This window comes from Actinomadura sp. NPDC049382 (assembly GCF_040677125.1).
In the GTDB taxonomy this organism is placed as follows: Bacteria; Actinomycetota; Actinomycetes; order Streptosporangiales; family Streptosporangiaceae; genus Spirillospora; species Spirillospora geliboluensis.
In genome coordinates this window covers 20435-46592 of sequence record NZ_JBFARO010000060.1, presented here as the reverse complement: position 1 = coordinate 46592, position 26158 = coordinate 20435, and the positions used below count along the sequence as shown (strand labels likewise).

The 26158-nt window shown below is 73.4% G+C and carries 27 protein-coding genes; 11 read left to right on the top strand and 16 right to left on the bottom strand.

All coding sequences use genetic code 11. The features are described 5' to 3' along the window. The coding region (locus AB0K34_RS28680) for an Asp23/Gls24 family envelope stress response protein (protein ID WP_364552021.1) at nucleotides 1–412 on the top strand (412 nt) is incomplete at its 5' end. Here AB0K34_RS28680 and AB0K34_RS28675 read toward each other — a convergent pair. From AB0K34_RS28675 to AB0K34_RS28660, 4 genes are all read right to left on the bottom strand, one after another. Further along, nucleotides 394–1002 (bottom strand): hypothetical protein, encoded by a 609-nt coding sequence (locus tag AB0K34_RS28675; RefSeq protein ID WP_301176539.1) that lies wholly within the window; start codon nucleotides 1000–1002, stop codon nucleotides 394–396. The two genes, AB0K34_RS28680 and AB0K34_RS28675, sit on opposite strands and share 19 nt — an antisense overlap. A 155-nt stretch (nucleotides 1003–1157) precedes the next feature. Then, nucleotides 1158–3143 (bottom strand): threonine--tRNA ligase, encoded by a 1986-nt coding sequence (thrS, locus tag AB0K34_RS28670; protein ID WP_138635816.1) that lies wholly within the window; start codon nucleotides 3141–3143, stop codon nucleotides 1158–1160. Nucleotides 3144–3406: 263 nt separating this feature from the next. Then, nucleotides 3407–4870, bottom strand: coding sequence for a sugar porter family MFS transporter (locus AB0K34_RS28665; RefSeq protein ID WP_138635815.1), 1464 nt, complete (start codon nucleotides 4868–4870; stop codon nucleotides 3407–3409). 52 nt (nucleotides 4871–4922) lie between these two features. Next, nucleotides 4923–5555: a class I SAM-dependent methyltransferase gene (locus AB0K34_RS28660; protein ID WP_138635814.1), complete on the bottom strand. Its 633-nt coding sequence runs from the start codon at nucleotides 5553–5555 to the stop codon at nucleotides 4923–4925. Nucleotides 5556–5701: 146 nt separating this feature from the next. Here AB0K34_RS28660 and AB0K34_RS28655 point away from each other — a divergent pair, with 146 nt between their 5' ends. Together AB0K34_RS28655 and AB0K34_RS28650 are read left to right on the top strand one after the other, a co-directional pair. Then, nucleotides 5702–6952 (top strand): sensor histidine kinase, encoded by a 1251-nt coding sequence (locus AB0K34_RS28655; protein ID WP_138635813.1) that lies wholly within the window; start codon nucleotides 5702–5704, stop codon nucleotides 6950–6952. Nucleotides 6953–7067: 115 nt separating this feature from the next. Further along, nucleotides 7068–7742, top strand: coding sequence for a response regulator transcription factor (locus AB0K34_RS28650; RefSeq protein ID WP_138635812.1), 675 nt, complete (start codon nucleotides 7068–7070; stop codon nucleotides 7740–7742). Nucleotides 7743–7752: 10 nt separating this feature from the next. Here AB0K34_RS28650 and AB0K34_RS28645 read toward each other — a convergent pair whose 3' ends face one another. Further along, nucleotides 7753–8709, bottom strand: coding sequence for an NADPH:quinone oxidoreductase family protein (locus AB0K34_RS28645; RefSeq protein WP_138635811.1), 957 nt, complete (start codon nucleotides 8707–8709; stop codon nucleotides 7753–7755). A 29-nt stretch (nucleotides 8710–8738) separates the two neighbouring features. Next, a complete protein-coding gene (locus AB0K34_RS28640) occupies nucleotides 8739–9485 on the bottom strand; it encodes an SDR family NAD(P)-dependent oxidoreductase (protein ID WP_138635810.1) in 747 nt (248 codons plus the stop codon). 46 nt (nucleotides 9486–9531) lie between these two features. On the opposite strand from AB0K34_RS28640, the gene AB0K34_RS28635 reads away from it, so the two are divergent. Both AB0K34_RS28635 and AB0K34_RS28630 read left to right on the top strand, forming a co-directional pair. After that, complete coding sequence (locus AB0K34_RS28635; RefSeq protein WP_138635809.1) at nucleotides 9532–10755, top strand: acyl-CoA dehydrogenase family protein; 1224 nt, start codon at nucleotides 9532–9534, stop codon at nucleotides 10753–10755. Continuing rightward, entirely contained in the window at nucleotides 10752–11414 is a 663-nt protein-coding gene (locus tag AB0K34_RS28630) for a TetR/AcrR family transcriptional regulator (RefSeq protein ID WP_138635808.1), read from the top strand. Before AB0K34_RS28635 ends, AB0K34_RS28630 begins: the two co-directional genes overlap by 4 nt. A 60-nt stretch (nucleotides 11415–11474) precedes the next feature. Here AB0K34_RS28630 and AB0K34_RS28625 read toward each other — a convergent pair whose 3' ends face one another. After that, nucleotides 11475–12494 (bottom strand): ROK family transcriptional regulator, encoded by a 1020-nt coding sequence (locus AB0K34_RS28625; RefSeq protein ID WP_301176540.1) that lies wholly within the window; start codon nucleotides 12492–12494, stop codon nucleotides 11475–11477. Nucleotides 12495–12567: 73 nt separating this feature from the next. On the opposite strand from AB0K34_RS28625, the gene AB0K34_RS28620 reads away from it, so the two are divergent. After that, the gene (locus tag AB0K34_RS28620; protein ID WP_138639606.1) at nucleotides 12568–13743 is read left to right on the top strand and encodes an MFS transporter; all 1176 of its coding nucleotides are present in this window, start codon (nucleotides 12568–12570) and stop codon (nucleotides 13741–13743) included. Nucleotides 13744–13834: 91 nt separating this feature from the next. Here the strand turns inward: AB0K34_RS28620 and AB0K34_RS28615 are convergent, their stop codons facing one another. From AB0K34_RS28615 to AB0K34_RS28580, 8 genes are all read right to left on the bottom strand, one after another. Then, nucleotides 13835–14038: a cold-shock protein gene (locus AB0K34_RS28615; RefSeq protein WP_067468803.1), complete on the bottom strand. Its 204-nt coding sequence runs from the start codon at nucleotides 14036–14038 to the stop codon at nucleotides 13835–13837. 189 nt (nucleotides 14039–14227) lie between these two features. Next, nucleotides 14228–15481, bottom strand: coding sequence for a kynureninase (gene kynU, locus AB0K34_RS28610; RefSeq protein ID WP_171069277.1), 1254 nt, complete (start codon nucleotides 15479–15481; stop codon nucleotides 14228–14230). After that, on the bottom strand, nucleotides 15478–16530 hold the full coding sequence (locus tag AB0K34_RS28605; protein WP_138639605.1) for an amidohydrolase family protein: 1053 nt from the start codon (nucleotides 16528–16530) through the stop codon (nucleotides 15478–15480). Before AB0K34_RS28605 ends, kynU begins: the two co-directional genes overlap by 4 nt. 10 nt (nucleotides 16531–16540) lie before the next feature. Beyond that, nucleotides 16541–17113 carry a 3-hydroxyanthranilate 3,4-dioxygenase gene (locus AB0K34_RS28600; protein WP_138639604.1) on the bottom strand — a complete coding sequence of 191 codons (573 nt, stop codon included), beginning with the start codon at nucleotides 17111–17113 and terminating at the stop codon, nucleotides 16541–16543. Next, nucleotides 17110–17562 (bottom strand): RidA family protein, encoded by a 453-nt coding sequence (locus tag AB0K34_RS28595; RefSeq protein ID WP_205719498.1) that lies wholly within the window; start codon nucleotides 17560–17562, stop codon nucleotides 17110–17112. Before AB0K34_RS28595 ends, AB0K34_RS28600 begins: the two co-directional genes overlap by 4 nt. Continuing rightward, nucleotides 17559–18302 (bottom strand): fumarylacetoacetate hydrolase family protein, encoded by a 744-nt coding sequence (locus AB0K34_RS28590; RefSeq protein ID WP_138639603.1) that lies wholly within the window; start codon nucleotides 18300–18302, stop codon nucleotides 17559–17561. Before AB0K34_RS28590 ends, AB0K34_RS28595 begins: the two co-directional genes overlap by 4 nt. Continuing rightward, on the bottom strand, nucleotides 18302–19087 hold the full coding sequence (locus AB0K34_RS28585) for a fumarylacetoacetate hydrolase family protein (protein ID WP_274704649.1): 786 nt from the start codon (nucleotides 19085–19087) through the stop codon (nucleotides 18302–18304). Before AB0K34_RS28585 ends, AB0K34_RS28590 begins: the two co-directional genes overlap by 1 nt. An 11-nt stretch (nucleotides 19088–19098) precedes the next feature. Then, entirely contained in the window at nucleotides 19099–20535 is a 1437-nt protein-coding gene (locus AB0K34_RS28580; protein WP_301176541.1) for a 2-hydroxymuconic semialdehyde dehydrogenase, read from the bottom strand. Nucleotides 20536–20767: 232 nt separating this feature from the next. On the opposite strand from AB0K34_RS28580, the gene AB0K34_RS28575 reads away from it, so the two are divergent. From AB0K34_RS28575 to AB0K34_RS28555, 5 genes are read left to right on the top strand one after another with little or no spacing between them, the layout of a single operon-like run. Continuing rightward, nucleotides 20768–21055, top strand: coding sequence for a hypothetical protein (locus AB0K34_RS28575; RefSeq protein ID WP_301176542.1), 288 nt, complete (start codon nucleotides 20768–20770; stop codon nucleotides 21053–21055). 49 nt (nucleotides 21056–21104) lie between these two features. Beyond that, nucleotides 21105–21425, top strand: coding sequence for a hypothetical protein (locus tag AB0K34_RS28570; protein ID WP_089327252.1), 321 nt, complete (start codon nucleotides 21105–21107; stop codon nucleotides 21423–21425). 3 nt (nucleotides 21426–21428) lie between these two features. Next, the gene (locus AB0K34_RS28565; protein WP_089327253.1) at nucleotides 21429–22457 is read left to right on the top strand and encodes an MvdC/MvdD family ATP grasp protein; all 1029 of its coding nucleotides are present in this window, start codon (nucleotides 21429–21431) and stop codon (nucleotides 22455–22457) included. Continuing rightward, complete coding sequence (locus AB0K34_RS28560) at nucleotides 22457–24292, top strand: ABC transporter ATP-binding protein (RefSeq protein WP_364552006.1); 1836 nt, start codon at nucleotides 22457–22459, stop codon at nucleotides 24290–24292. The genes AB0K34_RS28565 and AB0K34_RS28560 overlap by 1 nt, the downstream gene beginning before the upstream one ends. A 44-nt stretch (nucleotides 24293–24336) precedes the next feature. Further along, nucleotides 24337–25263 carry a LysR substrate-binding domain-containing protein gene (locus tag AB0K34_RS28555; protein ID WP_138639598.1) on the top strand — a complete coding sequence of 309 codons (927 nt, stop codon included), beginning with the start codon at nucleotides 24337–24339 and terminating at the stop codon, nucleotides 25261–25263. Here the strand turns inward: AB0K34_RS28555 and AB0K34_RS28550 are convergent. Next, on the bottom strand, nucleotides 25253–26122 hold the full coding sequence (locus tag AB0K34_RS28550) for an alpha/beta hydrolase (RefSeq protein ID WP_240808298.1): 870 nt from the start codon (nucleotides 26120–26122) through the stop codon (nucleotides 25253–25255). The two genes, AB0K34_RS28555 and AB0K34_RS28550, sit on opposite strands and share 11 nt — an antisense overlap. Between the last annotated feature and the right edge of the window lie 36 nt (nucleotides 26123–26158).

Sequence of the window (26158 nt, the reverse complement as noted above, 5' to 3'; positions counted from 1 at the left end):
GGCGGGCCCGCCGTCGGCGCCCGGGGCGGCCGCCGCGCCGCCGATGACGCTGCACGGCTCCGCCAACGACGTCACCGTGGCGGTGGAGGGCCGCGTCACGATCGACGACGCCGTGCTGGCGAAGATCGCCGAGCTGGCGGCGCAGGAGGTGGCCGGGGTCGCCGGCCTCGCCCCGGCGGGCGCGCGCGTCGCCGTGGGCGACGAGGAGGCCACCGTCGACGTCGCCATCGCGGTCGAGTACGGCACGGTGATCAAGGACGTCGCCGCGATGGTGCAGGGCAACGTGGCGCGGATCGCGGGCCTGATGCTCGGCTCACGGGTGGCGGCGGTCAACGTGTCCGTGACGGACGTCCGGATGCCGGCCGCGCCGTCACGGGGCCGCGGCGCGGCGGGTCAGACGCCCCGCGCGTAGCAGCTCTGCATGCCGCCGCCGACCGACACGGTCGTGACCTTCACGCGTTCGACGAGGCCCCCCGAGACGCCGGCGAAGTAGAAGGTGTGCGGCCGGCCCGCGCTCGCGGTCGCCTGCTGCGACTTCGGCGCCCGCCCCCGCAGCACGAGCTCGGCCCGGATCAGCCCGCTGGCGGAGACGGTGACGAGCACGTTCACCCCGGCGGACGTGACGCGGTAGAGGCCCGTCCCGTCGGGGCACCAGTCGAGGGTGTCGCCGGTGTTCTGCTCGGGGATCGTGGGGCCGCCGCCCTGCCCGCCGGTCCCGGCGGTCGGGTACGGCCGGCCGCCGCCGTTCTGCTGCGGCACCGGGTTGGTCGGCGTCGCCGACGCCCCCGGGGCGCCCGGGACACCGGCCTGCCCCGGGACGGCCGACGCGGACGGGCTCACCGGGCCCTGCGCGCCCGCGGCGCCCTTCTTCCCGTCGTCCATCAGCGGCTGGAGCAGCACGGCTACGGCGGCGGCGACGAGCGCCAGCGTGCCGCCGTAGCCCGCGATCCGGCCCCAGAGCCGGGGCGGCCGGCCCCGCCGCGCCGGTCTCCTGGACTTCATCTCCGCCGTCTCCCCGTCGTGGCAATTGATCGAAGAGGCTACCAACTCCGGACGGCCCGCACCCCGCCGTCACCGGAGCCGGAGCCGCCCGCCGCCGGAGCCGCCGCCACCGCACCGGGCCCGCGCCCGCGGCCCCGGTGCGGTGACGCCCGCGCTCAGATCTGGACGCGGGCCTCGACGGCCTTGACGATCTCGTCGACCGCCTCGTCGATCGGGACGCCGTTCTTCTGCTCGCCGCTGCGGTACCGGAACGACACGGCGTCCTTGGCCACGTCGTCGTCGCCCGCGAGCAGCATGTAGGGGATCTTCTGCTTCTGCGCGTTGCGAATCTTCTTCTGCATCCGGTCGGAGGAGGTGTCGACCTCGACGCGGACGCCCCGCTCGCGCAGCTTCGCCGCGACCCGCTCCAGGTGCGGGACGTGCGCGTCGCCGATCGGGATGCCGACGGCCTGCACCGGCGACAGCCACGGCGGCATCGCGCCCGCGTAGTGCTCGACGAGTACGCCGAGGAAGCGCTCCACCGACCCGAACAGCGCACGGTGGATCATCGCCGGGGTCTGCCGGGTGCCGTCCGCCGCCTGGTACTCCAGGCCGAACCGCTTCGGCTGGTTGAAGTCGAGCTGGATGGTGGACAGCTGCCAGGTCCGGCCGATGGCGTCCTTGGCCTGCACGGAGATCTTCGGGCCGTAGAACGCGGCGCCGCCCGGGTCGTCCACGAGCTCCAGCCCGGACTCCTCGGCCGCCTGGCGCAGCGCCGCGGTGGCCTCCGCCCAGTCGGCCTCCTCGCCGATGAACTTGTCGGAGTCGTCGCGGGTGGACAGCTCCAGGTAGAACTCGGAGAGGCCGAAGTCGCGCAGGACGCTGAGCACGAAGGTCAGCAGCGACTTGATCTCGTCGCCCATCTGCTCCTTGGTGGTGTAGATGTGCGAGTCGTCCTGGGTCATGCCGCGCACGCGGGTGAGCCCGTGCACCACGCCCGACTTCTCGTACCGGTACACCGACCCGAACTCGCAGAGCCGCAGCGGCAGCTCGCGGTAGGAGCGGCCCCGCGCCCGGAAGATCAGGTTGTGCATCGGGCAGTTCATCGGCTTGACGCGGTACTCGACGTCGTCGACCTCGAAGGGCGGGAACATGTCCTCGCCGTAGTACGGCAGGTGGCCGGAGGTCTCGAACAGCGACGACTTGGTGATGTGCGGGGTGTTGACGAACTCGTAGCCGGCCTCCTGCTGCCGGCGGCGCATGTAGTCCTCCATCTCCTTGCGGATGATGCCGCCCTTGGGGTGGAAGACCGGCAGGCCGCTGCCGAGCTCCGGCGGGAAGGAGAACAGGTCGAGTTCGGCGCCGAGCCGGCGGTGGTCGCGCTTCTCGGCCTCCTCGAGGAACCTCAGGTACTCGTCCTGCTTGTCGCGGGACTCCCACGCGGTGCCGTAGATCCGCTGGAGCTGCGGGTTCTTCTCGCTGCCGCGCCAGTAGGCGCCGCCGGAGCGCATCAGCTTGAACGCGGGGATGACGCGGGTGGACGGCAGGTGCGGGCCGCGGCACAGGTCCTTCCAGCGCAGCTCGCCGGACTTGGCGTCGAGGTTGTCGTAGATGGTCAGCTCGCCGCCGCCCACCTCGACGTCGGCGCCGTCCGCGGCGTCCCCGACCGGGCCGGAGCCCTTCAGGCCGATCAGCTCCAGCTTGTAGGGCTCGGCGGCCAGCTCGGCGCGCGCGTCGTCGTCGGAGACGGGGCGGCGGGCGAACCGCTGGCCCTGCTTGACGATCTCGCGCATCCGCTTCTCGATGCGCTTGAGGTCCTCGGGGGTGAACGGCTCGGCGACGTCGAAGTCGTAGTAGAAGCCGTTCTCGACCGGCGGGCCGATGCCGAGCCTCGCCTCGGGGAACAGCTCCTGGACGGCCTGCGCCATCACGTGCGCGGCGGAGTGCCGCATGATCGCGCGGCCGTCGGCGGAGCCGATCTCGACGGGCTCGACGGCGTCGCCGTCGGCCAGCCCGGCGGCGAGGTCGCGCAGCTCGCCGTTGACCCGGGCGGCGATCACGGTGCGGCCGTCGGCGTCCAGCGCCTCGCCCGCGGTGGTGCCCGCCGGTACCGCCCGCTCGCCGCCGTCGAGTCTGATGCGCAGTTCGGGCACGGTGGACACGGGTACTCCTCGCGATGGTGGTCTGGGATCAGCGGGTTCCGATGCTATCGACTCGGCGTCCGCGCCGGACTCATCCGGTTCCATCGGGTCTCCTCTCGTCGTGGAGGGCCCGCGGCGTCCCCGGAAAGCGGAAGGGCCCCGGGGATCGCTCCCGGGGCCCTTCCGCGTGCAAGGTCAGTGCATGCCGCGGTGCCGGGAGTGACCCGGCGTCGTCGTCTCGATGCTGACGTGCGGCATGCCACCACTGTAACCGAGGGGCGCGGTCATGCGCGCGCCCTCGGGGCGGCGAGCTTGTCCATGTCCTCCAGTTCGCGGCCCTTCGTCTCGGGGACGGCGCGGATCACGAACAGGATCGCGAGGACGGAGAACAGGGTGTAGAGGCCGTAGGCGAGGCCGAGCGAGAAGCCGGAGATGCCGGGGAACGTGGTGGTGACCACCCAGTTGGCGATCCACTGCGCGGCGGCGGCGACGGCGAGCGCGGACGCGCGGATGAAGTTGTTGAACATCTCGCCGAGCATCACCCACACGACCGGGCCCCAGGTCGCGGCGAACGAGGCGACGAAGACGTTGGCGGCGACGAGCGCGACGGGCCCGGCGACGTCGCCGAGGTTGGGCTGCCCGTCCACCACCGGGGCGGTGGCGAAGCAGACGGTGAGGGTGCCGAGGGACAGCGCCATGCCGGTGGCGCCGCCGAGCAGCAGCGGCCGCCGCCCGATGCGGTCGACCAGGGCGATCGCGACCAGCGTGAACCCGACGTTCACCAGAGAGTTGATCACCGAGGTGAGCATCGCGTCGTCCTCGGAGAACCCGACCGCCTGCCACAGCGACGACGAGTAGTAGAAGATCACGTTGATGCCGACGAACTGCTGGAAGACCGACAGCAGGATGCCGACCCACACGATCGGCAGCAGCCCGAGCCGGTGGCCGCGCAGGTCCCGCAGGTGGACGGGCCGGTCCTCGGCGATCGACCGGACGATCTCCCTGATCTTCAGGTCCACGTCGCCGTGCCCCATGACCCGCCGGAGCACCTCGCGGGCGCGCGCGGTCTGGTGCTTCTTGACCAGGTAGCGGGGCGACTCGGGGATGGTCGTGGCGATCACGCCGTACATGACGGCGGGCACGACGGCGCTGGCGAACATCCAGCGCCACGCGTCGCCGCCCCAGGGGAACGTTCCAGTGGCGCCGCCGTCCGACACCCGCGCGATGACGTAGTCGACGACGAGGGCCGCGAAGATGCCGAGGACGATCGCCATCTGCTGCAGCGAGCCGAGCCGGCCGCGCAGCTCGGCGGGCGCGATCTCGGCGATGTAGGCGGGCGCGATCACCGACGCGGCGCCGATGGCGAGGCCGCCGACCAGCCGCCAGGCGGTCAGGTCGACCGCGCTGAAGGCCAGCGCCGACCCGATCGAGCTGATGACGAACAGCACGGAGGCGAGCAGCATCACCCGGACGCGGCCGATCCGGTCGCCGATCGGCCCGGCGAACCAGGCGCCGACGGCGCAGCCGAGCAGCGCGGCGGACACGACGAACCCGACCGCGAAGCCGCTCAGCTCGAACCGGTCCTTGAGCGCGTCGACGGTCCCGTTGATCACCGAGGAGTCGTAGCCGAACAGGAAGCCGCCGAGGGCGGCGGCGCCGGCGAGCAGCACGGCGGTGGCCGTGGCGTGCGAGGGGCCGTCCCGCTCCGGGTCGTCCGAGGGTCGCGGTGCGCTGCCGGTCGTGGTCATGCGCCCTGATCTTCCCCGGGAGATCGACCTTATGCGGGGATCTGCCCGTTCCTCAGTCGCGCACGGCGACGCCGAGCACGTGCGGTGAGGCGGGGTTCCCGCGGCCTCCCTCGGGGAACTCGAAGTGCCGCTCGGTCCGGACGGTGAAGCCCGATCCGGCGATCCACTCGTCCGTCGGGCGGGACACGTGGCAGCCGGCGGCGAAGAACGGCCACAGGACGTCGGCGTACCGCTGGAACCGCGTCTTGCCCGGCGTCCTCCCCCGGACGTGCTCGTAGTAGCGCAGCTCGCCGCCCGGCCGCAGGACGCGCCTCAGCTCGGCCAGCGCGCGGACGGGGTCGCGCACCGAGCACAGCACGAGCGAGGCCACCGCGACGTCGAAGGAGGCGTCGTCCAGGTCGAGGTCCTCGGCGAGGCCGGGGCGCACCGTGACGGGCACGGGCGCCCGCGCGGCGGCGCGGTCGGCCTGGGCGCGCAGCCGCGGCTCCGGTTCGATCGCGACCACCTCGGTCACCTCGGGCGGGTAGTGCGCGAAGTTGGCCCCGTATCCGGCGCCGACCTCCAGCACGCGGCCGGACGCGCCGGCGAGCAGCTCGGCGCGGTGCGCGGTCCCGCCCGCCTTGGCGCAGCCCGCGTCCAGCCGCGGGTAGAGCCGGGCGAAGATCGGGTGGCTGAGATCGGTCATGCCCGCAGTCTCCGCCGCCGGGCCCGGTCACCGCAAGATCGCACGCGGACGACGGCGCAGTTCAGGCTGATACCGGAGGGGCGGATCGGATCTCCCTCCCGGGGGTCAGGCGGTCCGGTCGGCGCGGGTTCTAGGCTTCCGGTCAAATGAACGACTCAGACCGCGCCGCCTCCGCCGGCCGCACCCGGCTGGCCGCCGGGGTCCGCGCCGCCCTGCTGCCCGGCGGGGACGGCCCGCCCGTCACCCTGCTGCCCGCGCCCATGCCGCTGCGGGTGCCGATCCTGGCCCTGCTCGCCGCGCTGACGATCGGCTTCACCGCGGGCTCCATCGCGATCGCGATCTCGGGGTACCACGTCGACCCCGGGCTGGCGTGGCCGCTCGGGGTGCTGCAGGGGGCGCCGCTGATCTTCGCGGTGCGGTGGCCGCTCGCCGCCTGGCGGGTCGCGGCGGCCGGGCTGCTGCTGACGGTGTTCGTCCGGCACGGCGCGGGCTTCATGCCGTGGCCGGTCACCGCGATCCTCGCGCTCGTCGTCATCCTGTTCTTCACCGGCGTCGGCGCGGACCGGCAGACGACGGTCGGCGTCGGCGCGGTGACGGTCGCCGGCGTGCTGGTGCCCGCCGTGCTGTTCGGGATGCCCGGCTGGTTCGGCATGATCCTCGCGGGCATCGCGGTGCTGGCGCTGACGTTCGGGGACGCGGTCGGCGGGCGGCACTCCGCGGTGGAGGAGCTGCGCCGCCGCGAGGAGCAGCACCGGCAGGACCTGGCCCGGCAGGCGGTGCTGGAGGAGCGCGCCCGCATCGCCCGCGAGCTGCACGACGTCGTCGCGCACCACATGTCGGTGATCGCGATGCAGGCGGAGGCGGCCCCCTACAAGATCCCCGACCTGCCGGACGCGGCCCGGCAGACGTTCGGGGTGGTGCGGGACGCGGCGCGCGAGGCGCTCACCGAGACGCGCCGCGTCGTCGGGCTGCTGCGCGCCGACGACGAGGGCGCCGAGCGCGCCCCGCAGCCCGGCCTGGAGCGGCTGGACGACCTCGTCGCCGCCGCCCGCCGCGCCGGGCTGTCGGTCGCCACGGTCGTGGTCGGGATGCCGCGCCCGCTGAACGCGGGCGTCGACCTGTCGGCGTACCGGATCGTGCAGGAGTCGCTGAGCAACGCGTCCCGGTACGCGCCGGGCTCCCAGGTGCACGTCGAGGTGAAGTACGGCGCCGAGGCGCTGTCGGTGACGGTCACCGACGACGGGGCCCGCAGCACGCCGGAGGAGTCGCAGGGCGGCGGCCACGGCCTGGTCGGGATGCGCGAGCGCGTCACGATGCTGGGCGGCAGCCTGGACGCCGGCCCCCGCGCCGACGGCTGGTCCGTCACCGCCGAATTGCCGTACGGAGACGCGGACTGACCGGCGCCCGGAGCGGAGCGCCAGCGGAGCGGAGGGCGACGGTCAGTCCGCCCCTTCCGGGGGTCTGGGGGTCGTCCCCCAGAAAACAGGTGATCGCCGGCCGTAGGCTTGCGGCGTGACGATTCGGGTGCTGATCGCCGACGACCAGGTGATGATCCGCGACGGGCTCGCGGCGCTGCTGTCCTCCGATCCGGGGATCGAGGTGGTCGGGCAGGCGGGCAACGGCCGCGAGGCGGTGGAGCTCGGCCGCGCGCTCGATCCGGACGTCATCGTGATGGACATCCGGATGCCGGAGATGGACGGCCTCGCCGCCACCGCCGAGCTGGTCGGGCCGCCGGATCCGGCGGCCGACCCGGCGGACGCGCGGCCGAAGGTGCTGGTGCTGACCACGTTCGACCTGGACGAGTACGTCTACGAGGCGCTCGGCGCGGGCGCCAGCGGGTTCCTGCTGAAGGACGCCTCGGCCGCCGACCTGGTGAACGGGGTGCGGGTGGTGGCGGCGGGCGACGCGCTGCTCGCCCCGTCCATCACCCGGCGGCTGATCGGCGACTTCGCGCGCCGGCGCCGGCACCAGCGGCCGAGCCCGCAGGCGACCGCGGGGCTGACGCCGCGGGAGCTGGACGTGCTGCGGCTCATGGCGCGCGGGCTGTCCAACGCCGAGATCGCGGCCGAGCTGGTGCTGGCCGAGCAGACGATCAAGACGCATGTCGGGCACGTGCTGACGAAGCTGGCGCTGCGCGACCGCACCCAGGCCGTCGTGTACGCCTACGAGAACGGCCTGGTGGGGTAGCGGCGGCGGGTCAGCGCGAGGGGTCCAGGACGAGCTTGCCGGTGGTGCGGCGGGCCCGCAGGTCCTCGTGCGCCCGCCTGGCCTCGGTGAGCCCGTACTCGCCGCCGCCGACCACGCGGAGCCGGCCGTCGGCGACGAGGCCGAACAGCTCCTCCAGCGCGGTGCGCATCACGTCGCCGGGCAGCTGGAAGACGTGCGCGAGCCACATGCCGGAGATCGTGGTGGAGTGCGCCATGAGCGTGGCGGGGCGGACGGGCGAGGGCTCCTTGCGCGACGCCATCCCGTAGAAGGCGAGGCGGCCGAAGGGGGCGAGGGCGCGCAGGCTCTGGTCGGTGACCTCGCCGCCCGTCATCTCCAGGACGGTGTCGACGCGGCGGCCGCCGTTGGCGTCGATGAGCGCGGCCTTGAGGTCGGGCTCGTTGGCGTCGATGGCGACGTCGGCGCCGAGGTCGAGGGCGAGGGCGCGCTTGTCCGCCGAGGAGGCGGTGGCGATGACCCGGCCGGCGCCCCACGCCTTGGCGAGCTGGACGGCGAGCGTGCCGACGCCGCCGGCGGCGGCATGCACGACGACGGACTCGCCCGGCGCGAGGTGGACGCTGCGGCGCAGCAGCACCCACGCGGACGCGCCCTGGACGATCATGCCGAGGGCGGTGACGTCGTCGATGCCGTCGGGGACCTCCCAGGCCAGCGCCTCGGACGCGACGGCCTTCTCGGCGTAGCCGCCGGTGCCGACGAGCGCGACGACGCGGCGGCCGTCCGGGGTGGTGCCGACGACCTCGCCGCCGGGCACCATCGGCAGCGTGGACGCCGACAGGTAGCTGTTCTCCGCCTGGTGGGTGTCGGCGTAGTTGACGCCGGCCCGGGCGACGTCGACGAGCAGGTGCCCGGGGCCGGCGGTCGGCTCGGGCAGCTCGGTGACGGTGAGGACCTCGGGCCCGCCGAACTCGGTGATCTGGATCGCGCGCATGTCTCTCCTGTCGGTGTCGGGCGGGCGGCTCAGCGGGGGCCTGGGACGCCGCGGAACGTGAACGGCTCGGACGGGCGGCCCGGCACCACGTACCAGGCTTCGCCCGCGCCGTCGGCCTCCATGATCCGCATGAACGCCTCGACGACGTCGGCGACGTCCAGGATCGGGAACCCGGTCTCCTGGAGATGCCCCTTCAGCGGCACGAGGATGTCGGTGTCGGCGAACGAGGGGCACAGGGCGTTCACCCGGATGCCCTCCGCGGCGAACGTGGGGCCGAGGGCGCGGACGAGCCCGACGACGGCGGCCTTGTTGGCGCCGTACACCGGGTCGAACGGGGTCGCGGTGAGCGCCGCCATGCTGGCGGTGGCGATGATGTCGCCGCCGCCGCGGGCGCGCAGGGCGGGCAGGGCGGCGTGCGCGCCGAACACGACGCCGTCGAGGTTGATGCCCATGGCGCGCCGGTAGGCGGCGAGGTCGAAGTCGTCGCCCACTCCCCCGCCGCCGGCGACGCCGGCGTTGAGGAACGCCACGTCGAGGCCGCCGAACCGCTCGACGGCGACGGCGACCGCGGCCTCGCTGTCGGCGGGCTCGCGGACGTCGCAGCGGACGAACGCGCCGTCCAGCTCCTTCGCGAGTTCGGTCCCGGCGTCGGCGTCGACGTCCGCGACGACGACGCGGGCGCCGGCGCCGGCGAGCCGGCGCGCCACCGCGGCCCCGATGCCGTTGGATCCGCCCGTGATCAGCGCGACCTTGCCGGTGCCGTCGAAGGCTGCCATGGGGACTCCCTCCCGAAGTAACTGACTCGTCAGTTACTCTAGCGGAATGGACTTCGGTTTGAGCGAGCGGGCCCAGGAGTACCTCGGCCGCCTCCAGGACTTCATGGACAGCCACGTCTACCCGGCCGAGCCGGTCTACGCCGCGCAGCGGGCGGAGCTCCGCGCGGCCGGGCAGGAGCACACCGTCCCACCGGTCGTCGAGGACCTCAAGGTCGAGGCGCGCAAGCGCGGCCTGTGGAACCTGTTCCTGCCCGACAGCGAGGACCCGGCGCACGGCCTGAGCGTCACCGACTACGCGTCCCTCGCCGAGGTGACGGGCCGCTCCCCCAGCCTCGCGCCCGAGGCCACCAACTGCGCCGCGCCCGACACCGGCAACATGGAGGTCCTGCACCTGTTCGGCACGCCCGAGCAGAAGGAGACCTGGCTGCGGCCGCTGCTGGACGGCGAGATCCGCAGCGCGTTCGCGATGACCGAGCCGGACGTCGCGAGCTCCGACGCCACCAACATCTCCACCCGCATCGAGCGCGACGGCGACCACTACGTCATCAACGGCCGCAAGTGGTGGATCAGCGGCTCCGCCGACCCGCGCTGCAAGATCATGATCGTGATGGGCAAGACCGACCCGGACGGCCACCCGTACCGGCAGCAGTCGATGGTGCTGGTGCCGCTCGACGCGCCGGGGGTGGAGGTCGTCCGGCCGCTGCCCGTGTTCGGCTACTCCGACCAGCACGGCCACTGCGAGATCACCTTCACCGACGTCCGGGTGCCGGTGGAGAACCTCGTCGGCGAGGAGGGCGGCGGCTTCGCGATCGCGCAGGCGCGGCTCGGCCCCGGCCGCATCCACCACTGCATGCGCGCGATCGGGATGGCCGAGCGGGCGCTGGAGCTGATGTGCGAGCGCGCGGCGTCGCGGGTGGCGTTCGGCGGCCCGCTGGCCAAGCAGGGCGTCGTCCGCCAGCAGATCGCCGAGTCGCGGATGGCGATCGAGCAGGCCCGGCTGCTCACCCTGAAGACCGCCTGGCTGATCGACAAGCACGGCGTGCAGGCGGCCCGGTCGGAGGTCGCGGCCATCAAGGTGATCGCGCCGCGGGTCGCGCTGGACGTCGTGGACAGGGCGATCCAGGTGCACGGCGGCGCCGGGGTCAGCGACGACACGCCGCTCGCCGCGATGTGGGCGGGGCTGCGCACGCTGCGCCTCGCCGACGGCCCGGACGAGGTGCACGTGCGGTCAGTGGCCCGCGCGGAGCTGGGCAGGTATCTCGGTAAATGACCAGTGGCACGGGGGAGACGGCGGGCGTGCGGCGGCGGATGCCGTACGCCCGGCGGCGCGAGCAGCTGCTGCAGGTGGCGCTCGCGGAGTTCGGCCGGCGCGGCTACCACCTGACCCAGATGGAGCACGTGGCCGGGGCGGCGCAGGTGTCCAAGGCGCTGCTGTACCAGCACTTCACGTCCAAGGAGGAGCTGTTCGCCGAGGTGACGGAGGCGATCGTCGGCGAGCTCACCGGCCGGCTGAACGAGGCCGTGCTCGCCGCGCACGGCTCCGCGGACGGCATCCGGGCGATGATCCGGGTGCTGTTCGACTACGCCACCGCCGAGCCGGACGCGTGGGCGGTGGTCGTCCGGCACCTCGACAAGCCGGAGGTCGGGCTGGAGCTGCGGGAGCTGCGCGACCGGCTCGGCACCGCGTTCGCCGACCTGCTGCTGCGCCGCCGCCGCGCCGACCCGGCGCTGTCCCCGGCCGCGCTGGAGGTCAACGAGCGGCGGGCGCGGCTGCTCGTCCCGCTGATGTACGGGTCGATGCTGTCGATGGTGTCGTGGTGGCTGGAGCATCCCGACACGCCGCGCGAGCGCGCCGAGCAGATGGCGGTGGAGTTCATCTGGCTCGGCCTCGACCGGCTCCGCAGCGGCGAACGCCTGCCCAAGGAGTAGCCCTGTACAGGCTCAGCCGGGCACGGGTCCAGCCAGGCACGGGTCCAGCCAGCCAAGGGGCTAACCGAACACGGCGTCGCGGACGACGTCGAGGGCGGTCAGCACCGCGCCGCGCAGCACGGCGTCGCCCTCGACGCGGCTCGCCCGCACGTCGGTGGGGGCCGGGCCGAGGGCGCCGAGCCGGTCGGCGACGAGCCCGGCGAGCCGGTCGCCGCCCGAGCGGCCGAGTTCGCCGCCGAGCACGACGAGCCCGGGGTCGAGGACGGCGACGAGCGCGAACGCGGCCTCGGCGATCCAGGCGGCCACCTGCTCGTCGGCGAGGCCGGCGACGGCGGCCCGGTCCAGCAGGTGGCAGAAGTCGGTGCCGCCGAACTTCAGCAGCCCGACCTCGCCGGCGCCGCCGGACGCGCCGCGCCGCAGCCGGCCGTCCAGGACGACCGCGCCGCCGATGCCGTCGTCCAGCCACAGCAGCGCGAAGTCGGCGCGGCCCGCGGCGGCGCCCTCCCGGTGCTCGGCGATCGCGCCGAGGTTGACCTCGTTCTCCAGCCGCACCGGCGCGCCGAGGCGGTCCCGGAGCGCCGCGCCGAGGTCGGGGCGGCCGCCGGGGACGCCGCTGTCGGTCACCAGGCCGGTGCGCGGGTCGACGGGGCCGGGGGTGCCGAGCACGACGGTGTGCAGGGCGCGGCCGTCCGCCGCCTCCACGACCGCCGCGGCGACGAGGGCGGCCAGGTCGGGGGCGGCCGGCAGGGGGCGGGTCGCGGTGCCGGTCTCGTTCCCGGCGATGTCGGCGACGGCGACGTGGACGGCGTCGCGGCGCAGGTCGACCCCGGCGATGTGGGCGCGGTCGGCGACGAGTCCGTAGAGGCGGGCGTTCGGGCCCCGCCGCTCGGCGCCGGTCTCCCCCGCGACCTCGACGAGCCCGGCCGCCCGGAGCCGCTCGATCAGGTCGGACACGGTCGGCCGGGACAGCCCGGTCAGCGTCCGCAGCTGCGGGGCGGTGAGCGGGCCGCGTTCGAGCAGCAGGTCGAGGGCCAGCCGGTCGTTGATCGCGCGGGCCATGGTCGGGTCGGCGGTCTTCACCGCCCACATAGTAGTCAGGGTTCCTGCCTAATACACTTTTCATCAGGAAGCCTTCCTGTTAGTTTTTCCGTCCATGACCTCTCCCCACCGGGCCATCGGCGCGGTCTTCGCCGTCCACGGGGCCGTGGCGGGCACCCTCGCCACGCGCCTGCCCTGGATCCAGGACCGCCTCGACCTCTCCCCCACCGTGCTCGGGCTGGCCCTGCTGTGCCCGTCCCTCGGCGCGTTCACCGCGATGCCCACCGCGAGCCGCGTGGCGCACCGGATCGGCGAGCGCCGCACCGTCCGGCTGCTGATCGCGGCCTGGTGCGCGGCGCTCGCCCTCCCCGCGCTCGCGCCCGCGCCCGCCTGGCTGTTCGCGGCGATGCTGCTGTACGGCGCGACCGCCGGCATGTCGGACGTCGTCATGAACGCGCACGGCGTCGCGGTGGAGCGGGCCGTGGGCCGCCCGGTCATGTCGGGGCTGCACGGCCTGTGGTGCGTCGGCAGCCTCGCCGCGGGCGGTGCCGGCATCGCCGCCGCGCACGCCCGGATCGACGCGCGGCTGCACCTCGGGCTGGTCGCGCTCGTCCTGCTGGCGGCGGGCCTGCTCGCCGGGCGGGGGCTGCTCGCGGACCGGCCCGCCGAGGGCGTCCCGGCGCCGCGCCGGTTCGCGCTGCCGACCAAGGCCGTCGCCGCGATCGGCGCGGTCGGGTTCTGCGGGACGTTCGCCGAGGGCGCGAGCGCCGACTGGTCCGCCGTCTACCTCACCGAGGTGACGCACGCGGGCCCCGGCCTCGCCGCCGCCGCGTTCACGGTCTTCATGTCCTGCATGGCGGTCACCCGGCTGGCCGGCGACCGGCTCGTGCGGCGGTTCGGCCCGGCGGCGGTCATCCGGTGCGGCGGCTCGGTCGCCGTGGCCGGCGGGATCATGGTGGTGGCCGCCCGCGCGCCGTGGGCCGCGGTCGCCGGGTTCGCGCTGGTCGGCATCGGGATCGCCACCGTCGTCCCGCTGGTGTTCGCGGCGGCGGCCGGCATCGGCGCGACGCCCGGCGAGGGCGTGGCCGGCGTCGCGACGATCACCTACCTGTCCGGGCTGACCGCGCCGGCGGTGACCGGCTGGACGGCGGGCGCGCTGTCCTACCGGGCGGCGTTCGCGATGATCACGTGCGTGGTCGCGGTGATGACGCTGTCGGCCGGCGCGCTGCGCCCGCGCGAGCCGGGCACCGCGGCGCCCGCGACCGACGCGTCGGCGAAGGCGCTGCACTAGCGCCCGCCGGCCTTGCCGCGGGCATGCGAAAGGCCGGGGACGGCGAGCGTCCCCGGCCTTTCGTCGGGTCTACATCGAGAAGGGCGAAGCCTTAGAGCGGGTAGACGCCCTCGGCCTGCGGGCCCTTCTGGCCCTGCGTGATCTCGAAACCGACGCGCTGGTTCTCGTCCAGGCTGCGGTACCCGCTGGTGGTGATCGCCGAGTAGTGGACGAACACGTCGGGGCCGCCGCCGTCAGGCGCGATGAACCCGAAGCCCTTTTCGGCGTTGAACCACTTCACGGTGCCTTCGGCCATGCTGTCTTTTCCTTCTGGGTAACCTCACCGGCCCGCCGGACGGCGGACCGGGCTGCAAGCGGACTCATCCCACGTCCGCCGGTCGCCCGGAAAAACGCTTTCGAGACTGCTCGACGTCGGACTGGCCGACGCCATCGTGCAACGCGTCCGAACCTACCCGATACCGGCGCGACTTATGCACCGACACACCTAAACAAGATCCGACAATGCCTCGGCGGCGCGGTGGCAGTCGTGGAACGTGCAGTACAGCGGGACGGGAGCGAGCCGGACGACATCGGGTTCGCGGGCGTCGGCGACCACGCCGTGCGCCGCGGCGAGCCGCCGGACGAGCCCGCCGGCGTCCGGGACGCGCAGCGACAGCTGGGCGCCCCGCGCCGCCGGGTCGGCCGGGGTGATGACCTCCACGCCGCCGAGCGGGGCGAGCCGGCCGGCCAGGTACCCGGTGAGGCGCTCGCTCTTGGCGCGCAGCGCGGCCATCCCGGTCCGGTCGAAGATCTCCAGGGAGGCCAGCACGGGCGCGAGCGCGAGGATCGGCGGGTTGGACACCTGCCAGGCGTCGGCGGACGCGGGCGGCGCGATCTCGGGGTCCATCCGGAACCGGACGGCCGGGTCGGTCCCCCACCAGCCGGACAGCTTCGGCACGGAGGCGTCCCGGACGTGGCGCTCGTGCACGAAGCAGCCCGCGACCGCGCCCGGACCGGAGTTCAGGTACTTGTAGGTGCACCAGGCGGCGAAGTCGACGTCCCAGTCGTGCAGGCGCAGCGGGACGTTCCCGGCGGCGTGCGCGAGGTCCCAGCCGACCACGGCGCCGGCGGCGCGGCCCGCCTTGGTGATCGCGGGGATGTCCATGAGCTGGCCGGTCAGGTAGTTGACGCCGCCGAGCAGGACGAGCGCGACCGTGCCGCCCTCGCGTTCGAGGAAGGCGAGGACGTCCTCGGTGCGCAGGTTGTCCTCGCCGGGGCGCGGCTTCAGCCGCACGACCGCCGCGGCCGGGTCGAGCCCGTGGTGGACGGCCTGGCCCGCGACCGCGTAGGAGTCGGACGGGAACGCCGAGTCCTCGATGAGGATGCGGGTGCGCGTCCCGGCGGGCCGGTAGAAGCTCGCCATCAGCAGGTGCAGGTTGACCGTGAGCGAGTTCATCGCGACGACCTCGTGCGGCAGCGCACCGACGAGCCGGGCGGCGGGTTCGCGGAGCAGCTCGTGGTAGTCCACCCACGGGCGGCGCCCCTGAGTGTGCGCCTCGACGGCGAGGCGCGCCCAGTCGTCCAGCTCCTCGCGGAGCCGTCCCGCGACGCTCCGCGGCTGCAGGCCGAGGGAGTTGCCGGCGAAGTACGCGGCCTCCTCGTACCGGCCGCCGGGCGCGGGCGGGACGAGGAACTCGCCGCGCAGCGTGGGCAGCGGGTCGGTCTCGTCGAGCCGCCGCGCCTCGTCTTCCAGGGTCACTGCGTCATTCCTTCGGTGGTCACGAGTGCGGGCGCGGGCGCGGGCTCGGGCGCCTCGGCGAGGGCGAAGAACTCCGCGGCGTTGCCGCCGAGCAGGCGGGCGCGGTCGGCGTCGTCCAGCCCGGGGCAGGCGCGGATCGTCGCGCCCGGCTCCAGTTCGCCGAGCGGGAACGGGTAGTCGGTGCCGAGCATGACGTGGCCGGGGCCCATCACGTCCACGAGCAGCCGGAGCGCGCGCGGGTCGAACACGGCGGAGTCGACGTGGAACCGGTCGAGGTACTCCGACGGCGGGCGCGGCGAGTCGGCGCGGACGATGTCGCGCCGGTGCCAGGCGTTGTCGGCCCGGCCGAGCAGGAACGCGAAGCTGCCGCCGCCGTGGCAGAAGCACATCCGCAGCGACGCGGGGATCCGCTCGAACGCGCCGGACAGCATCAGCCCGAGGATGCTCAGCTGCGTCTCGGCGGGCATCCCCGACAGCCACGGCAGCATGTGGCCGCGCATCCGGTCGGCGCCGAGCATGTCCCACGGGTGCGCCAGCACGGGCAGGCCGAGTTCCGCGCAGTGCGCGAGGAACGCGGTGATGCCGTCGTCGTCGAGGTTGCGGTCGCCGACGTGGTTGCCGATGTGCACGCCGCGGTGCCCGGCCGCCTTCGCGCGCGTCGCGACCCGGCAGGCGAGCTCGGGGTCCTGGAGGGGGACCTGGCAGAGCGGCAGCAGCCGGTCCGGTGCGTGCGCGCAGAACGCGAGGATGCGGTCGTTGACGAGGTCGCACCAGTCGGCGGCGCGGGACGGCTCGGCCGCGTACCCGAACATCAGCGGGGTGGACGAGACGGCCTGGACGTCCACGCCCGCGGCGTCCATGTCGGCGACGCGGCGCGCGGGGTCCCACAGGGCCGCGCCGACCGGCCGGTACTCCTCGTCCCCGGACATCATCATGCCGGCGCCGCCGCCGTCGAGGCGCAGCCACGGCTGCCCCTCGTCGGCGAGCACGCGGCCCTCGTCGCGGGTGAGCTCCGGGAAGACGTGGGCGTGGACGTCGATGACCGTCACGGCGCCCCCGTCAGGCCCGGGGCGCGGTGGTCGGGGTCATGGCCCGCGGCCATGTCCTGCCCGGGTGGACGGCTCCGCAGTTGGGGCACGTGCGGTCGCCGCCGTAGAAGCCCTCGAACACGGGCGGCAGGTCGTCCACGATGGAGCGGACCTGCAGTTCGACGCGGTGGACGAGGTGGTGGCACTCGGTGCAGTACCACTCGAACGCCTCCGTCAGCCCCTCCGGCCGGGGGATCTCCACGACCAGGCCGATCGAGCCGGGCTCGGGGCGCTGCGGCGAGTGCCGGACGTGCGGCGGCAGCAGGAAGACGTCGCCCTCGTTGATCTGCACGTCGGTCGGCGGGCGGCCCTCCTCCTCCATGACGCGCAGCACCATGTTGCCGCGGAGCTGGTAGAAGAACTCCTCGGTCGGGTCGTCGTGGAAGTCGGTGCGCTGGTTCGGGCCGCCGACGACCATGATGATCAGCCCGGCCTCGTCGAACACCTGGACGTTGCCGACGGGCGGCTTGAGCAGGTCGCGGTGCTCGTCGATCCATGCCTGGAAGTTGAACGGTTGTCCGTGCGACAGCTGCGGCAGGGTCATGCCCCGGCCTCCTTGCCTCTCTGCGACGTGTCTGTCTGCGGGATGTGCGCGACGCACGAGATCTCGACGAGCAGGTGCGGGTGCGGGAGCTGGTGGACGGCCACGGTGGTGCGGGCCGGGCCGCTCTCGTCGAAGTACTCGCCGTAGACCTCGTTGTAGCCGCCGAAGTCGTTCATGCTCACCAGGTACGCGGTGACGTTGACGACGTCGCGGAGGTCTCCCCCGGCGGCGGCGAGCAGGTCGCGGATGTTCTCGATGACGGCGCGGGTCTGCGCCCGGATGTCGAGGTCGGTGACGCCCATCGGGTCGGCGCTCGCCCCGACGAACGTCCCGTCCGGGCGGCGGGAGCTCGTCCCGGACACGAACACGAAGTCGCCGGCCCGCTTGAGGTGCGGGAACCGCCCCCGCGGCTTGGCCTTGCCGTCGACGAGGAACGCGTCGCCCATCATGTGGTCACCTCGACCGCGCCGAGGCCGGCCCCGGTGACGCGGACGTGCGCGTCCTTCGGCAGCGGGACGGCCGCCGTGGCGGCGCCCGCGAGGACGATCCAGCCGGGTTCGAGGGTGATCCCGGCGCCGAGCGCGAGCCGCGCCGCCGCGCGCAGCGACCGCGCCGGGTCGCCGAGGATCGCGGCGGACGACCCGGCCTGCACCGGGCGCCCGTCGATCTCCAGCAGGAGCCCGGCGTTCGACAGGTCGCGCGGCGGGTGCCAGGCCCCGTACCCGAACCGCGCCGCCGAGGCGTTGTCGGCGATGACGTCCGGGAGGGTGAACTCGAAGTCCCGGTAGCGGGAGTCGAGGATCTCGAACCCGACCGCGACGCCGGCCACGGCCGACTCGGCCTCGGCGACCGAGCGGACCTCCCGTCCGATCAGGTAGGCGATCTCCGGCTCGACGCGCGGGTGGATGAGGCGCGACACGTCCACCGAGGGCCCGGCGAGCATCCGGTCGGTGAGCAGGCCCCAGATGACGTCGTCGACGCCCATCTGCACCATCTTGGCGCGGCTGGTGAAGCCCATCTTGATCCCGGCGGGACGCTCGCCCCGGCGGCGGCGCAGCTCCATCCCAGCACGCTGCACCGCGTAGGCGGCGGGGACGTCGAACGGCGTCGTGTCGGTCAGCTTCGGGACCGCGCGGACGTCGCGGGCGGCGTCGTCGAGGGTCCGCGCGAGCGCGGTCACGTCCACCATCAGGCACTCTCCTTGCCGAAGGCGACGCGGACGTCGCCGAGCCCGTCGATGCGGGCCTCGAACACCTCGCCGGGCGCGGCGGGGACGACCGGGCCGAGCGCGCCGGTCAGCACCGTGTCGCCGGCGCGCAGCGGGCGGCCGACGCGCACCAGCGTGTCGGCGAGCCACAGCGCCGCGTTCAGCGGGTGGCCGAGGCAGGCGGCGCCGTTGCCGGTGGAGACCTGCTCGCCGCGCCGCTCCATCACCATCCCGCACAGGCGCAGGTCGACGTCCTTGAGGAGGACGGGCCGGTTGCCGAGCGCGTACATGCCGGACGAGGCGTTGTCGGCGACGGTGTCGGCGAGCGTGATGTCCCAGTCGCGGACGCGGCTGCCGACGACCTCGATCGCGGGCAGCGCGAACGCGGTCGCGCGGATGACGTCGGCGACGGTGTGCCGCTCGTGGGTGAGGTCGTGCTCCAGCACGAGCGCGACCTCCGCCTCGGCGCGCGGCTGCAGGACGGCGCCGGCGGGGATCTCCTCGCCGTCCGGGACGGCCATGTCGGCGAACAGCATCCCGAAGTCGGGGCTGTCCACGCCGATCTGCCGCTGGACGGCCTTGGAGGTCAGCCCGATCTTGCGTCCGGCGAGGCGGCGGCCCTCGGCCAGCCACCGCTCGGTGAGCCGGTCCTGGACGGCGTAGGCGTCGTCGGCCGTGGTGATCAGGTCGCGGACGGGCGCGCACGGCGTGCCGGCGGCGTAGGCGCCGAGCAGCCGGTCGGCGGCTTGGTCGATGGTGGTCGTCACGGGGCTCGCTCTCAGATCTGGATGCAGACGTTGACGGGTTCGGAGAAGAAGTCCAGGGAGTACTCTCCCCCTTCCCTCCCGATTCCGGACGCCTTGACACCGCCGAACGGGGTGCGCAGGTCGCGCAGGTTCCAGCAGTTCACCCAGACGATCCCGGTCTCGACGCGCGGCGCCACCCGGTGCGCCCGCGACAGGTCGGTGGTCCAGACGGTGGAGGCGAGGCCGTAGGGGCTGTCGTTGGCGAGCGCGAGCGCCTCGTCCTCGGTGTCGAACGGCGCGACGTGGCACACCGGCCCGAAGATCTCCTCCCGGACGGTGCGGGCGGTCTCGGGGAGGCCGGTGAGGACGGTCGGCTCGACGTAGAAGCCGCCGTCGCGCTCGTCGCCGAACCGCGGCGCGCCGCCGCCCGCGACGACCGTGGCGCCTTCCTCGCGGGCGAGCCGGTAGTACGACAGGACCTTGTCGCGGTGCTCGGCCGAGATCATCGGCCCGTAGCCGCCGAGTTCGCGCGCGCGGGCGCCGAGCCGCTCCACGAACTCCTCGAAGACGGGCCGCTCGACGTAGACGCGCTCGGTGCACAGGCAGATCTGCCCGGAGTGGGTGAAGGACGAGCGGACCGTCCCGTCCACGGCGGCATCGAGGTCGGCGTCGGCGAAGACCAGCGCGGGGTTCTTGCCGCCCAGCTCGAACGACACGGGCGTCACGTGCTCGGCGGCGTTGCGCATGATCGCGGCGCCGGTCGCCGACTCGCCGGTGAACGCGATCGCGTCCACGCCCGCGTGCCCGGTCAGGAACTCGCCGGCCGCGCCGGCGCCGTGCCCGTGCACCAGGTTGAACGCGCCGTCCGGCACCCCGGCCTCGTCGATGACGCGGGCGAGCAGCGTCGCGGTGGACGGCGTCTCCTCCGACGGCTTGACTACGACGGCGTTGCCGCACGCAAGCGCCGGGGCGATCTTCCAGGTGGACAGCAGCAGCGGGAGGTTCCACGGCGAGATGATCGCGACGACGCCGAGCGGCCGCCGCACGGTGTAGTTGAGCGCCTCGCCCGTGCCCGCGCTCCACCCGGGGATCTGCGTCACGTAGGCCCGCTCGGGACGGCCGTACAGCAGGTCGGCGTACGCGCGGAAGTTCCCGGCGGCGCGCGGAACGTCGACGGTCTCGGCGAACGAGCGGGGCCTGCCGGTGTCGGCGACCTCCGCCTCGACGAACTCCTCGAACCGGGCGTCGATGCCGTCGGCGACGCGCCGCAGCGCGGCGGCCCGCTCCTCGGCGCCGGCCGCGCCCCACCCGCCCTTCAGCGCGGCCCGCGCCGCCGTGACGGCGTCGTCTACGACCTCGCGGGTGGCCTCGGGGACGGTGCCGAGTTCGGCGCCGGTCACGGGATCGACGAGCGGGAAGCCGGGTCCGTCCGAGCGGAAGACGCCGCCGACGTAGTGCTCAGCCTTCATCCGTGTCCTCCCGCATGGCTCGACAGGTCCGATCCTCTGCCCCGCGAGCTATGCCTGGCAAATACCAAATCCCCCAAGCGCTATCACTCATCGGATATAGATTCGCCGGCCGGCCGCGTGGCCGGATGCGGCCAAGATCGCGGGCTTGCCGGGGCCCGCCGCCCATGTCACTTTGATCATGTACCGCCGGTGATCTTCGGGAGGCCCCGAGCATGACCCACGGCACCGGAGCATGACCCACGGCACCGGCCCCCTCGACCCGCCGTCCTTCCTCCGCCTCGACCCGCCCGAACTCGACGGCGGCGACCTCGTCGTCCGCGCCCGGCCGACCGAATCCCGCGCCCGGACCCGAACCAGCCCCTCCGCCCCGCTCGCCTACCTCTACGAGGCCCCGGACGAGCACGAACCCGAGCACACCACCCGACTCGCGGCCGGCCACTACGACACGACCACCCTCACCTGGTCGTTCTCCGGCGACATCCCGGGGATCATCGGGCTCACCGAGCCCACATCCCCGTAGCGGCCCCGCGCACGAGTGTCCGGCACACCCCGTCCCGAAAGGCACAGCCATGCCCGGAACCCTGACCAGGCCCGCCCTGCGCACGACCCGCGCGTTCATCTCACCCGACCACGCCGGCTTCGACCCGGCGGCGATCCCGACCCCGGACGGCGACGAGCGGCCGTTCGGCTACGCCTACTCCACCCCGTGGGGGACGCCCGACGAGGGCGCCCCGGCCGCCGACCCGCAGGCGGGGCACTACGACCCCGCCACCCAGACCTGGGTCGGCCCCAACGGTGAGGACATCACCGCCGGGTACAGCTCGTACACCGTCACCGGCTCGGGCCAACCGCCGTGGGGCGACAAGATCCTCGACGATGTGTGCGCCTGACACGTGAACGACGATCGGCCAGAGGTCCTGATCCTCACCCAGGACTTCGACCCGACGGTCGACCCGGTCGTCCGAAGCCTCACGGCCAAGGGCGCCCGGGTCTTCCGGGTCGACACCAGCTACTTCCCCCGCCGGCTCAGCTTCGCCACGTCCGACTTCGACGGCGCGGACCGGGCCGTCATGCGCCACCACGACGGCGAGATCGACCGCGAGGTCGACCTCAACGCCCTGTCCGGCGTCTGGTACCGGCGGCCCACCGCGTTCGAGTTCGGCGACGACATGGGCGAGGCCGAGCGCGAGTTCGCCCGCTACGAGGCGCAGCACGGCGTCGGCGGCATCTTCCGCTCGACCGACTGCCTCTGGATGAACCGACCCGACCTGGACGCGGTCGCCGACCTGAAGCCCTACCAGCTGAAGCTCGCCAAGAAGGCCGGTCTGCGGGTCCCGCGGACACTGCTGACCAACGACCCGGACGAGGTCGCGCGGCTGGCGAAGCAGGAGGGCGAGGGCAAGCTCGTCTACAAGTCGCTCAGCGGCGGGGTGATCCACTACCCGGGCGCGTTCCCGTCCGGCCTGTTCACCGCCGTGCTGGGCGAGGAGATCGACGAGCACCTCCCCCGCGTCCGGCACACCATCTGCCAGTTCCAGGAGTACATCGAGAAGGCGTACGAGGTCCGGCTCACCGTCATCGGCGACAGCTACTTCCCCGTCGTGATCGACTCGCAGGGCGCGGAGCGGACCAAGGTCGACTGGCGGGCCGACATCCAGATGAACTACGGCGACTACCGGCCGCTGCCGGAGGACGTCGTCCGCCGCACCCGGGCACTGCTCGACGAGCTCGGGCTCGTGTACGCCGCCGTCGACTTCATCGTCACCCCGGACGGCGAGCACGTGTTCCTGGAGTCCAACCCCAACGGCCAGTTCATGTGGATGCAGAACGACCTCGGGCTGCCGATGAGCGACCGCATCGCCGACCTGCTGATGAAGGGCCATGCGGGCCGGACCGGTGAAGTGGAGCAAATCGGCTACTGATGGACGATCCACCGCCCGTCACCGCGGCCGAGTGGTCGCAGCCGCCGCAGGTCGGCCTGCGGCGGCTGCCCCGGCTCGTCTGGGGCGCCGTCCGCCTCGCGGCGTCGGCGGCGCCCCGGGAGTACGCCCTCATCACGGCGCTCCAGGCCGTCGCCGGCCTCGGCCTCGTGCTGCCGCTCCTCGGCGGGCGGCACCTCCTCGACCAGGCGCTCGGCGGCGCCGATATCGCCGACGTCCTGGTGCAGGGCGCAGTCGTCCTCGCAATGACGGGGCTGATCGCCGTCGCGGTCTCGGTCGCGTCGTCGCGGGACGACGTGCTGAGCGAGTTGCTCAACCGGTACGCGATGGGCCGGATCCTGGACGTCGCGTGCACGGTCGACCTCGCGGAATTCGAGCGTCCCGCCTTCCACAACCGGCTGGAGCGCGCCTCGATGAGCGCTCGGATCCGGCCGCATCAGGTCGTCCAGGGGCTGGGGGCGCTGACCAGCGCGCTGATGGCCACCGCCGGGGTCGCGCTGGCGCTCGCGGCGATCGAGCCGTGGCTCGTCCCCGCGACGCTGGCCGCAGGGGCGCCGCTGTGGCTGGCCGGGCTGAAGAGCGGGCAGGTGCTGTACGGCGCACTGTTCCGGCTCACGCCCGCCGAGCGGGAACGCAGCTATCTGCAGGACGTGCTGACCAGCCGCCGCTCGGCTGCTGAGGTCCGGGCGTTCGGCTTGGCCCCGCACCTGCGCGGACGCTGGGAGGCGCGGACCGAGGAGCGTCTTGAAGAGATCCGCCGCACGGTTCGGACCCGCCTGCGCATTACGTTGGCGGCGCGGTGCGTGAGCGGCATCGCGCTCGGTGCGGTGCTCGGGCTGCTGCTGGCGTACACGGCGACCGGCGGCATGCCGGTGGCCGACGCGGGCGCCGCCGCCACCGCCGTCATGCTGCTGGCCGCACGTCTTCGGATGTCCGCCGCCGGTACCGACCAGCTCTTCGACGCGGCGCCCTTCGTCCAGGACCTCACCTCGTTCCTGACCCCGCCGGAGCGCGGGCCCTCCGGCTTGCCGCCTCCGCCGTTCGGCGTGCTGACGGCTGAGAATCTCTCGTTCACGTATCCGTCGGCCGCGCGTCCTGCCGTGGACGGCGTTGATCTGCGGATCGAGGCGGGGCAGGTCGTCGCGCTAGTGGGCGAGAACGGGTCGGGCAAGACGACTCTGGCGAAGCTGCTGTCGCACCTGTACCGGCCGGAGTCGGGGCGGATTCTGTATGACGGCGTGGACGTCTCGGGCGCTTCTGCTGACGGCCTGCGCGAGTCGATCGCCGTGCTGTTTCAGGATTTCGAGCGCTACGTGCTCCCGGCGTTCGACAACATCGCGCTGGGCCGCCCTGAGGTACCAGCCGACGCCGAGGCCATCGCGCGGGCCGCCCGCGCGGCCGGGGCGGACGGGTTCCTGCGCGGCCTGCCGGACGGCTATTCGACCTTGCTCGGCCCCCAGTTCGCGGGTGGCACGGACCTTTCGGGCGGCCAGTGGCAGCGGGTGGCGCTGGCCCGCGCGTTCTTCCGGGACGCCCCGTTCGTCATCCTGGACGAGCCGACCGCGACACTGGACGCCCGTGCGGAACACGAGCTGTTCGACCGCCTGCGGACGTTGCTCGCCGGACGGACCGTCCTGCTGATCTCGCACCGGTTCTCGACCGTCCGGATGGCAGACCACATCTACGTGCTGGCGGACGGCCAGGTCGCCGAACACGGCACCCACGACTCGCTCATGGCCGCAGGCGGGCGCTATGCCGAGCTGTTCACGCTTCAGGCCGAGGCGTACCTGGACCCGTCAGACATACCCAGCGCTTGAGGTTGACGGATCCCGCTATCACCGTCCTGTGATACCAAGTCGGCATGCGCGCGATCGACCTCCTCAACGGACGGCTGAAGCTCCGGCACCTGGTGCTCGTCGTCGCCATCGCCGATCAGGGCAGCGTCCTGCGGGCCGCCGAGCACCTGCATCTGGCACAGCCCGCCGTCACCCGCAGCCTGCGCGAAGTCGAGGGCATCCTCGGCGTCGACCTGTTCACCCGAGGCCCGCGAGGCGTGACACCGACGCTGTTCGGGGAGGCGTTCATCGAGCACGCGCGCGCCGTCCTGGCCGAACTCCGCCGCGCCGGCGACCGCATCACCGGCCTGGCGGACGGCGAAGTCGGCACGGTCACGATCGGCACTCTCCTGGCGGGCTCGAACGTCCTGCTCCCCCGGGCGATCGCCGCGCTCAAGAAGGACCGGCCGGGCATCACCGTCATCGTCCAGGAGGCGACGTTCGACGCCCAGGTGCCGCGCCTCCTGGACGGCGAGATCGACCTGATCCTCGGCCGCCTCAACCCGATCGACGACCTGCGCGGCCTCCGCCAGCTCACCCTCTACGGCGAACCAGTTCTCCTGGTGGCCCGCCAAGACCACCCGGCTCGCGCCGTACCCGACCTCACGTTGGCCGACCTCCTCGCCTACCCGTGGGTGCTGCCCCTGGAGCAGACGGCCTTGCGCACCGAACTGGAACAGGTCTTCCGCGCTTCCGGCCTGACACTTCCCGGCAACCTGGTCGAGTGCACGTCCGTCCTGACCGTCCGAACCCTCGTCCGCGACACCGACATGATCGCCGCGCTACCGGAACTGGTGGCCCGCACCGACGCCGACATAGCGCCGCTGCCCGTCCCGCTGGAGACGGTCCGCCGCCAGGTCGGCGTGACGCTCCCCGCGGGCCGCACCCCGACGCCGTCGGCCCGCCTGATGCTCGACCACCTCGAGCGCGAGGCCGCGGCGCTCACCGCCTGATCAGGCGCATCAGCTCCGTGCTCACCAGCGACTCCGGATCGGCGAGATCGAGCACGACGTCGAAGTGGTCGCGGCCGGGCACGATCATCAGCTCACCGGCACCCCACTGCGGCTGGAACAGCCTCGACTGCTCCAAGAACCCATCCCCGTCGTCCTCCGCGACCGCGAAGACCGCAGGACACCGATAGTCGGCGTCCAGCAGAGCAGGGCTCAGCGCGGCAGCGCGCTCCAGATCAAGCTTCACGTACTCGTTGACATACACCCGAGTGATCGGCCGGATGTCGAACAGCCCGCTGAATGGCATCGCGGCCTTGACCACGTCCCGCGGAAGCCCGAAGGCGTCTTGCCAGCCGCCGACCATCGTCATCCCGGTCAGATGCCCGCCCGCCGAACTACCGCCCACCACGATCCGCTCGGGATCGAGGCCGAACTCCCGTCCATGCCGATAGACCCACGCCACGGCCGCCCGCACCTGCCGGACGATCTCGTCCAGCGTTGCCTTCGGCGCCAGCGTGTAGTCAGGCACCACGGTCGCGACGCCCTGCTCGTACAAGGCCCGCGCCATGAAGGACGACACGTCCCGCGAGAGCGCCATCCAATAGCCACCGTGCAGGAAAACGAACACGGGCCGCAGGCCGTCGTCCCCGGTCCCCCACACATCGAGCCGCTCGCCGCTCGCCTCGTCGTAGACGATCCCTGGATGGCCGGGCAGCCCGTCCACGGCCTGCTCCGAAAGCTCCCGGTACCGCGCCATATGCCGCTCGAAGAGCTCCGGCCCGGCCTTCCGCCGCACGTTGTAGGCGACGTCCAGTTCCTCGTCGCTGAGCCCGCTCCCCGGCCAGTCATCTAGATCGTCCACGCTCCCACCCTCCTCCCACCCCGCACGACCGGGCCA

Coding starts and splice junctions, on each gene's coding strand:
- AB0K34_RS28595 (WP_205719498.1), bottom strand. CDS start 17,562: ATGATGGGCGACGCGTTCCTCGTCGACGGCAAGGCCAAGCCGCGGGGG.
- AB0K34_RS28560 (WP_364552006.1), top strand. CDS start 22,457: ATGGACGATCCACCGCCCGTCACCGCGGCCGAGTGGTCGCAGCCGCCG.
- AB0K34_RS28620 (WP_138639606.1), top strand. CDS start 12,568: ATGACCTCTCCCCACCGGGCCATCGGCGCGGTCTTCGCCGTCCACGGG.
- AB0K34_RS28665 (WP_138635815.1), bottom strand. CDS start 4,870: ATGACCACGACCGGCAGCGCACCGCGACCCTCGGACGACCCGGAGCGG.
- AB0K34_RS28660 (WP_138635814.1), bottom strand. CDS start 5,555: ATGACCGATCTCAGCCACCCGATCTTCGCCCGGCTCTACCCGCGGCTG.
- AB0K34_RS28570 (WP_089327252.1), top strand. CDS start 21,105: ATGCCCGGAACCCTGACCAGGCCCGCCCTGCGCACGACCCGCGCGTTC.
- AB0K34_RS28580 (WP_301176541.1), bottom strand. CDS start 20,535: ATGAAGGCTGAGCACTACGTCGGCGGCGTCTTCCGCTCGGACGGACCC.
- AB0K34_RS28635 (WP_138635809.1), top strand. CDS start 9,532: ATGGACTTCGGTTTGAGCGAGCGGGCCCAGGAGTACCTCGGCCGCCTC.
- AB0K34_RS28640 (WP_138635810.1), bottom strand. CDS start 9,485: ATGGCAGCCTTCGACGGCACCGGCAAGGTCGCGCTGATCACGGGCGGA.
- AB0K34_RS28645 (WP_138635811.1), bottom strand. CDS start 8,709: ATGCGCGCGATCCAGATCACCGAGTTCGGCGGGCCCGAGGTCCTCACC.
- AB0K34_RS28600 (WP_138639604.1), bottom strand. CDS start 17,113: ATGACCCTGCCGCAGCTGTCGCACGGACAACCGTTCAACTTCCAGGCA.
- AB0K34_RS28675 (WP_301176539.1), bottom strand. CDS start 1,002: ATGAAGTCCAGGAGACCGGCGCGGCGGGGCCGGCCGCCCCGGCTCTGG.
- AB0K34_RS28630 (WP_138635808.1), top strand. CDS start 10,752: ATGACCAGTGGCACGGGGGAGACGGCGGGCGTGCGGCGGCGGATGCCG.
- AB0K34_RS28555 (WP_138639598.1), top strand. CDS start 24,337: ATGCGCGCGATCGACCTCCTCAACGGACGGCTGAAGCTCCGGCACCTG.
- AB0K34_RS28615 (WP_067468803.1), bottom strand. CDS start 14,038: ATGGCCGAAGGCACCGTGAAGTGGTTCAACGCCGAAAAGGGCTTCGGG.
- AB0K34_RS28575 (WP_301176542.1), top strand. CDS start 20,768: ATGACCCACGGCACCGGCCCCCTCGACCCGCCGTCCTTCCTCCGCCTC.
- AB0K34_RS28655 (WP_138635813.1), top strand. CDS start 5,702: ATGAACGACTCAGACCGCGCCGCCTCCGCCGGCCGCACCCGGCTGGCC.
- AB0K34_RS28590 (WP_138639603.1), bottom strand. CDS start 18,302: ATGGTGGACGTGACCGCGCTCGCGCGGACCCTCGACGACGCCGCCCGC.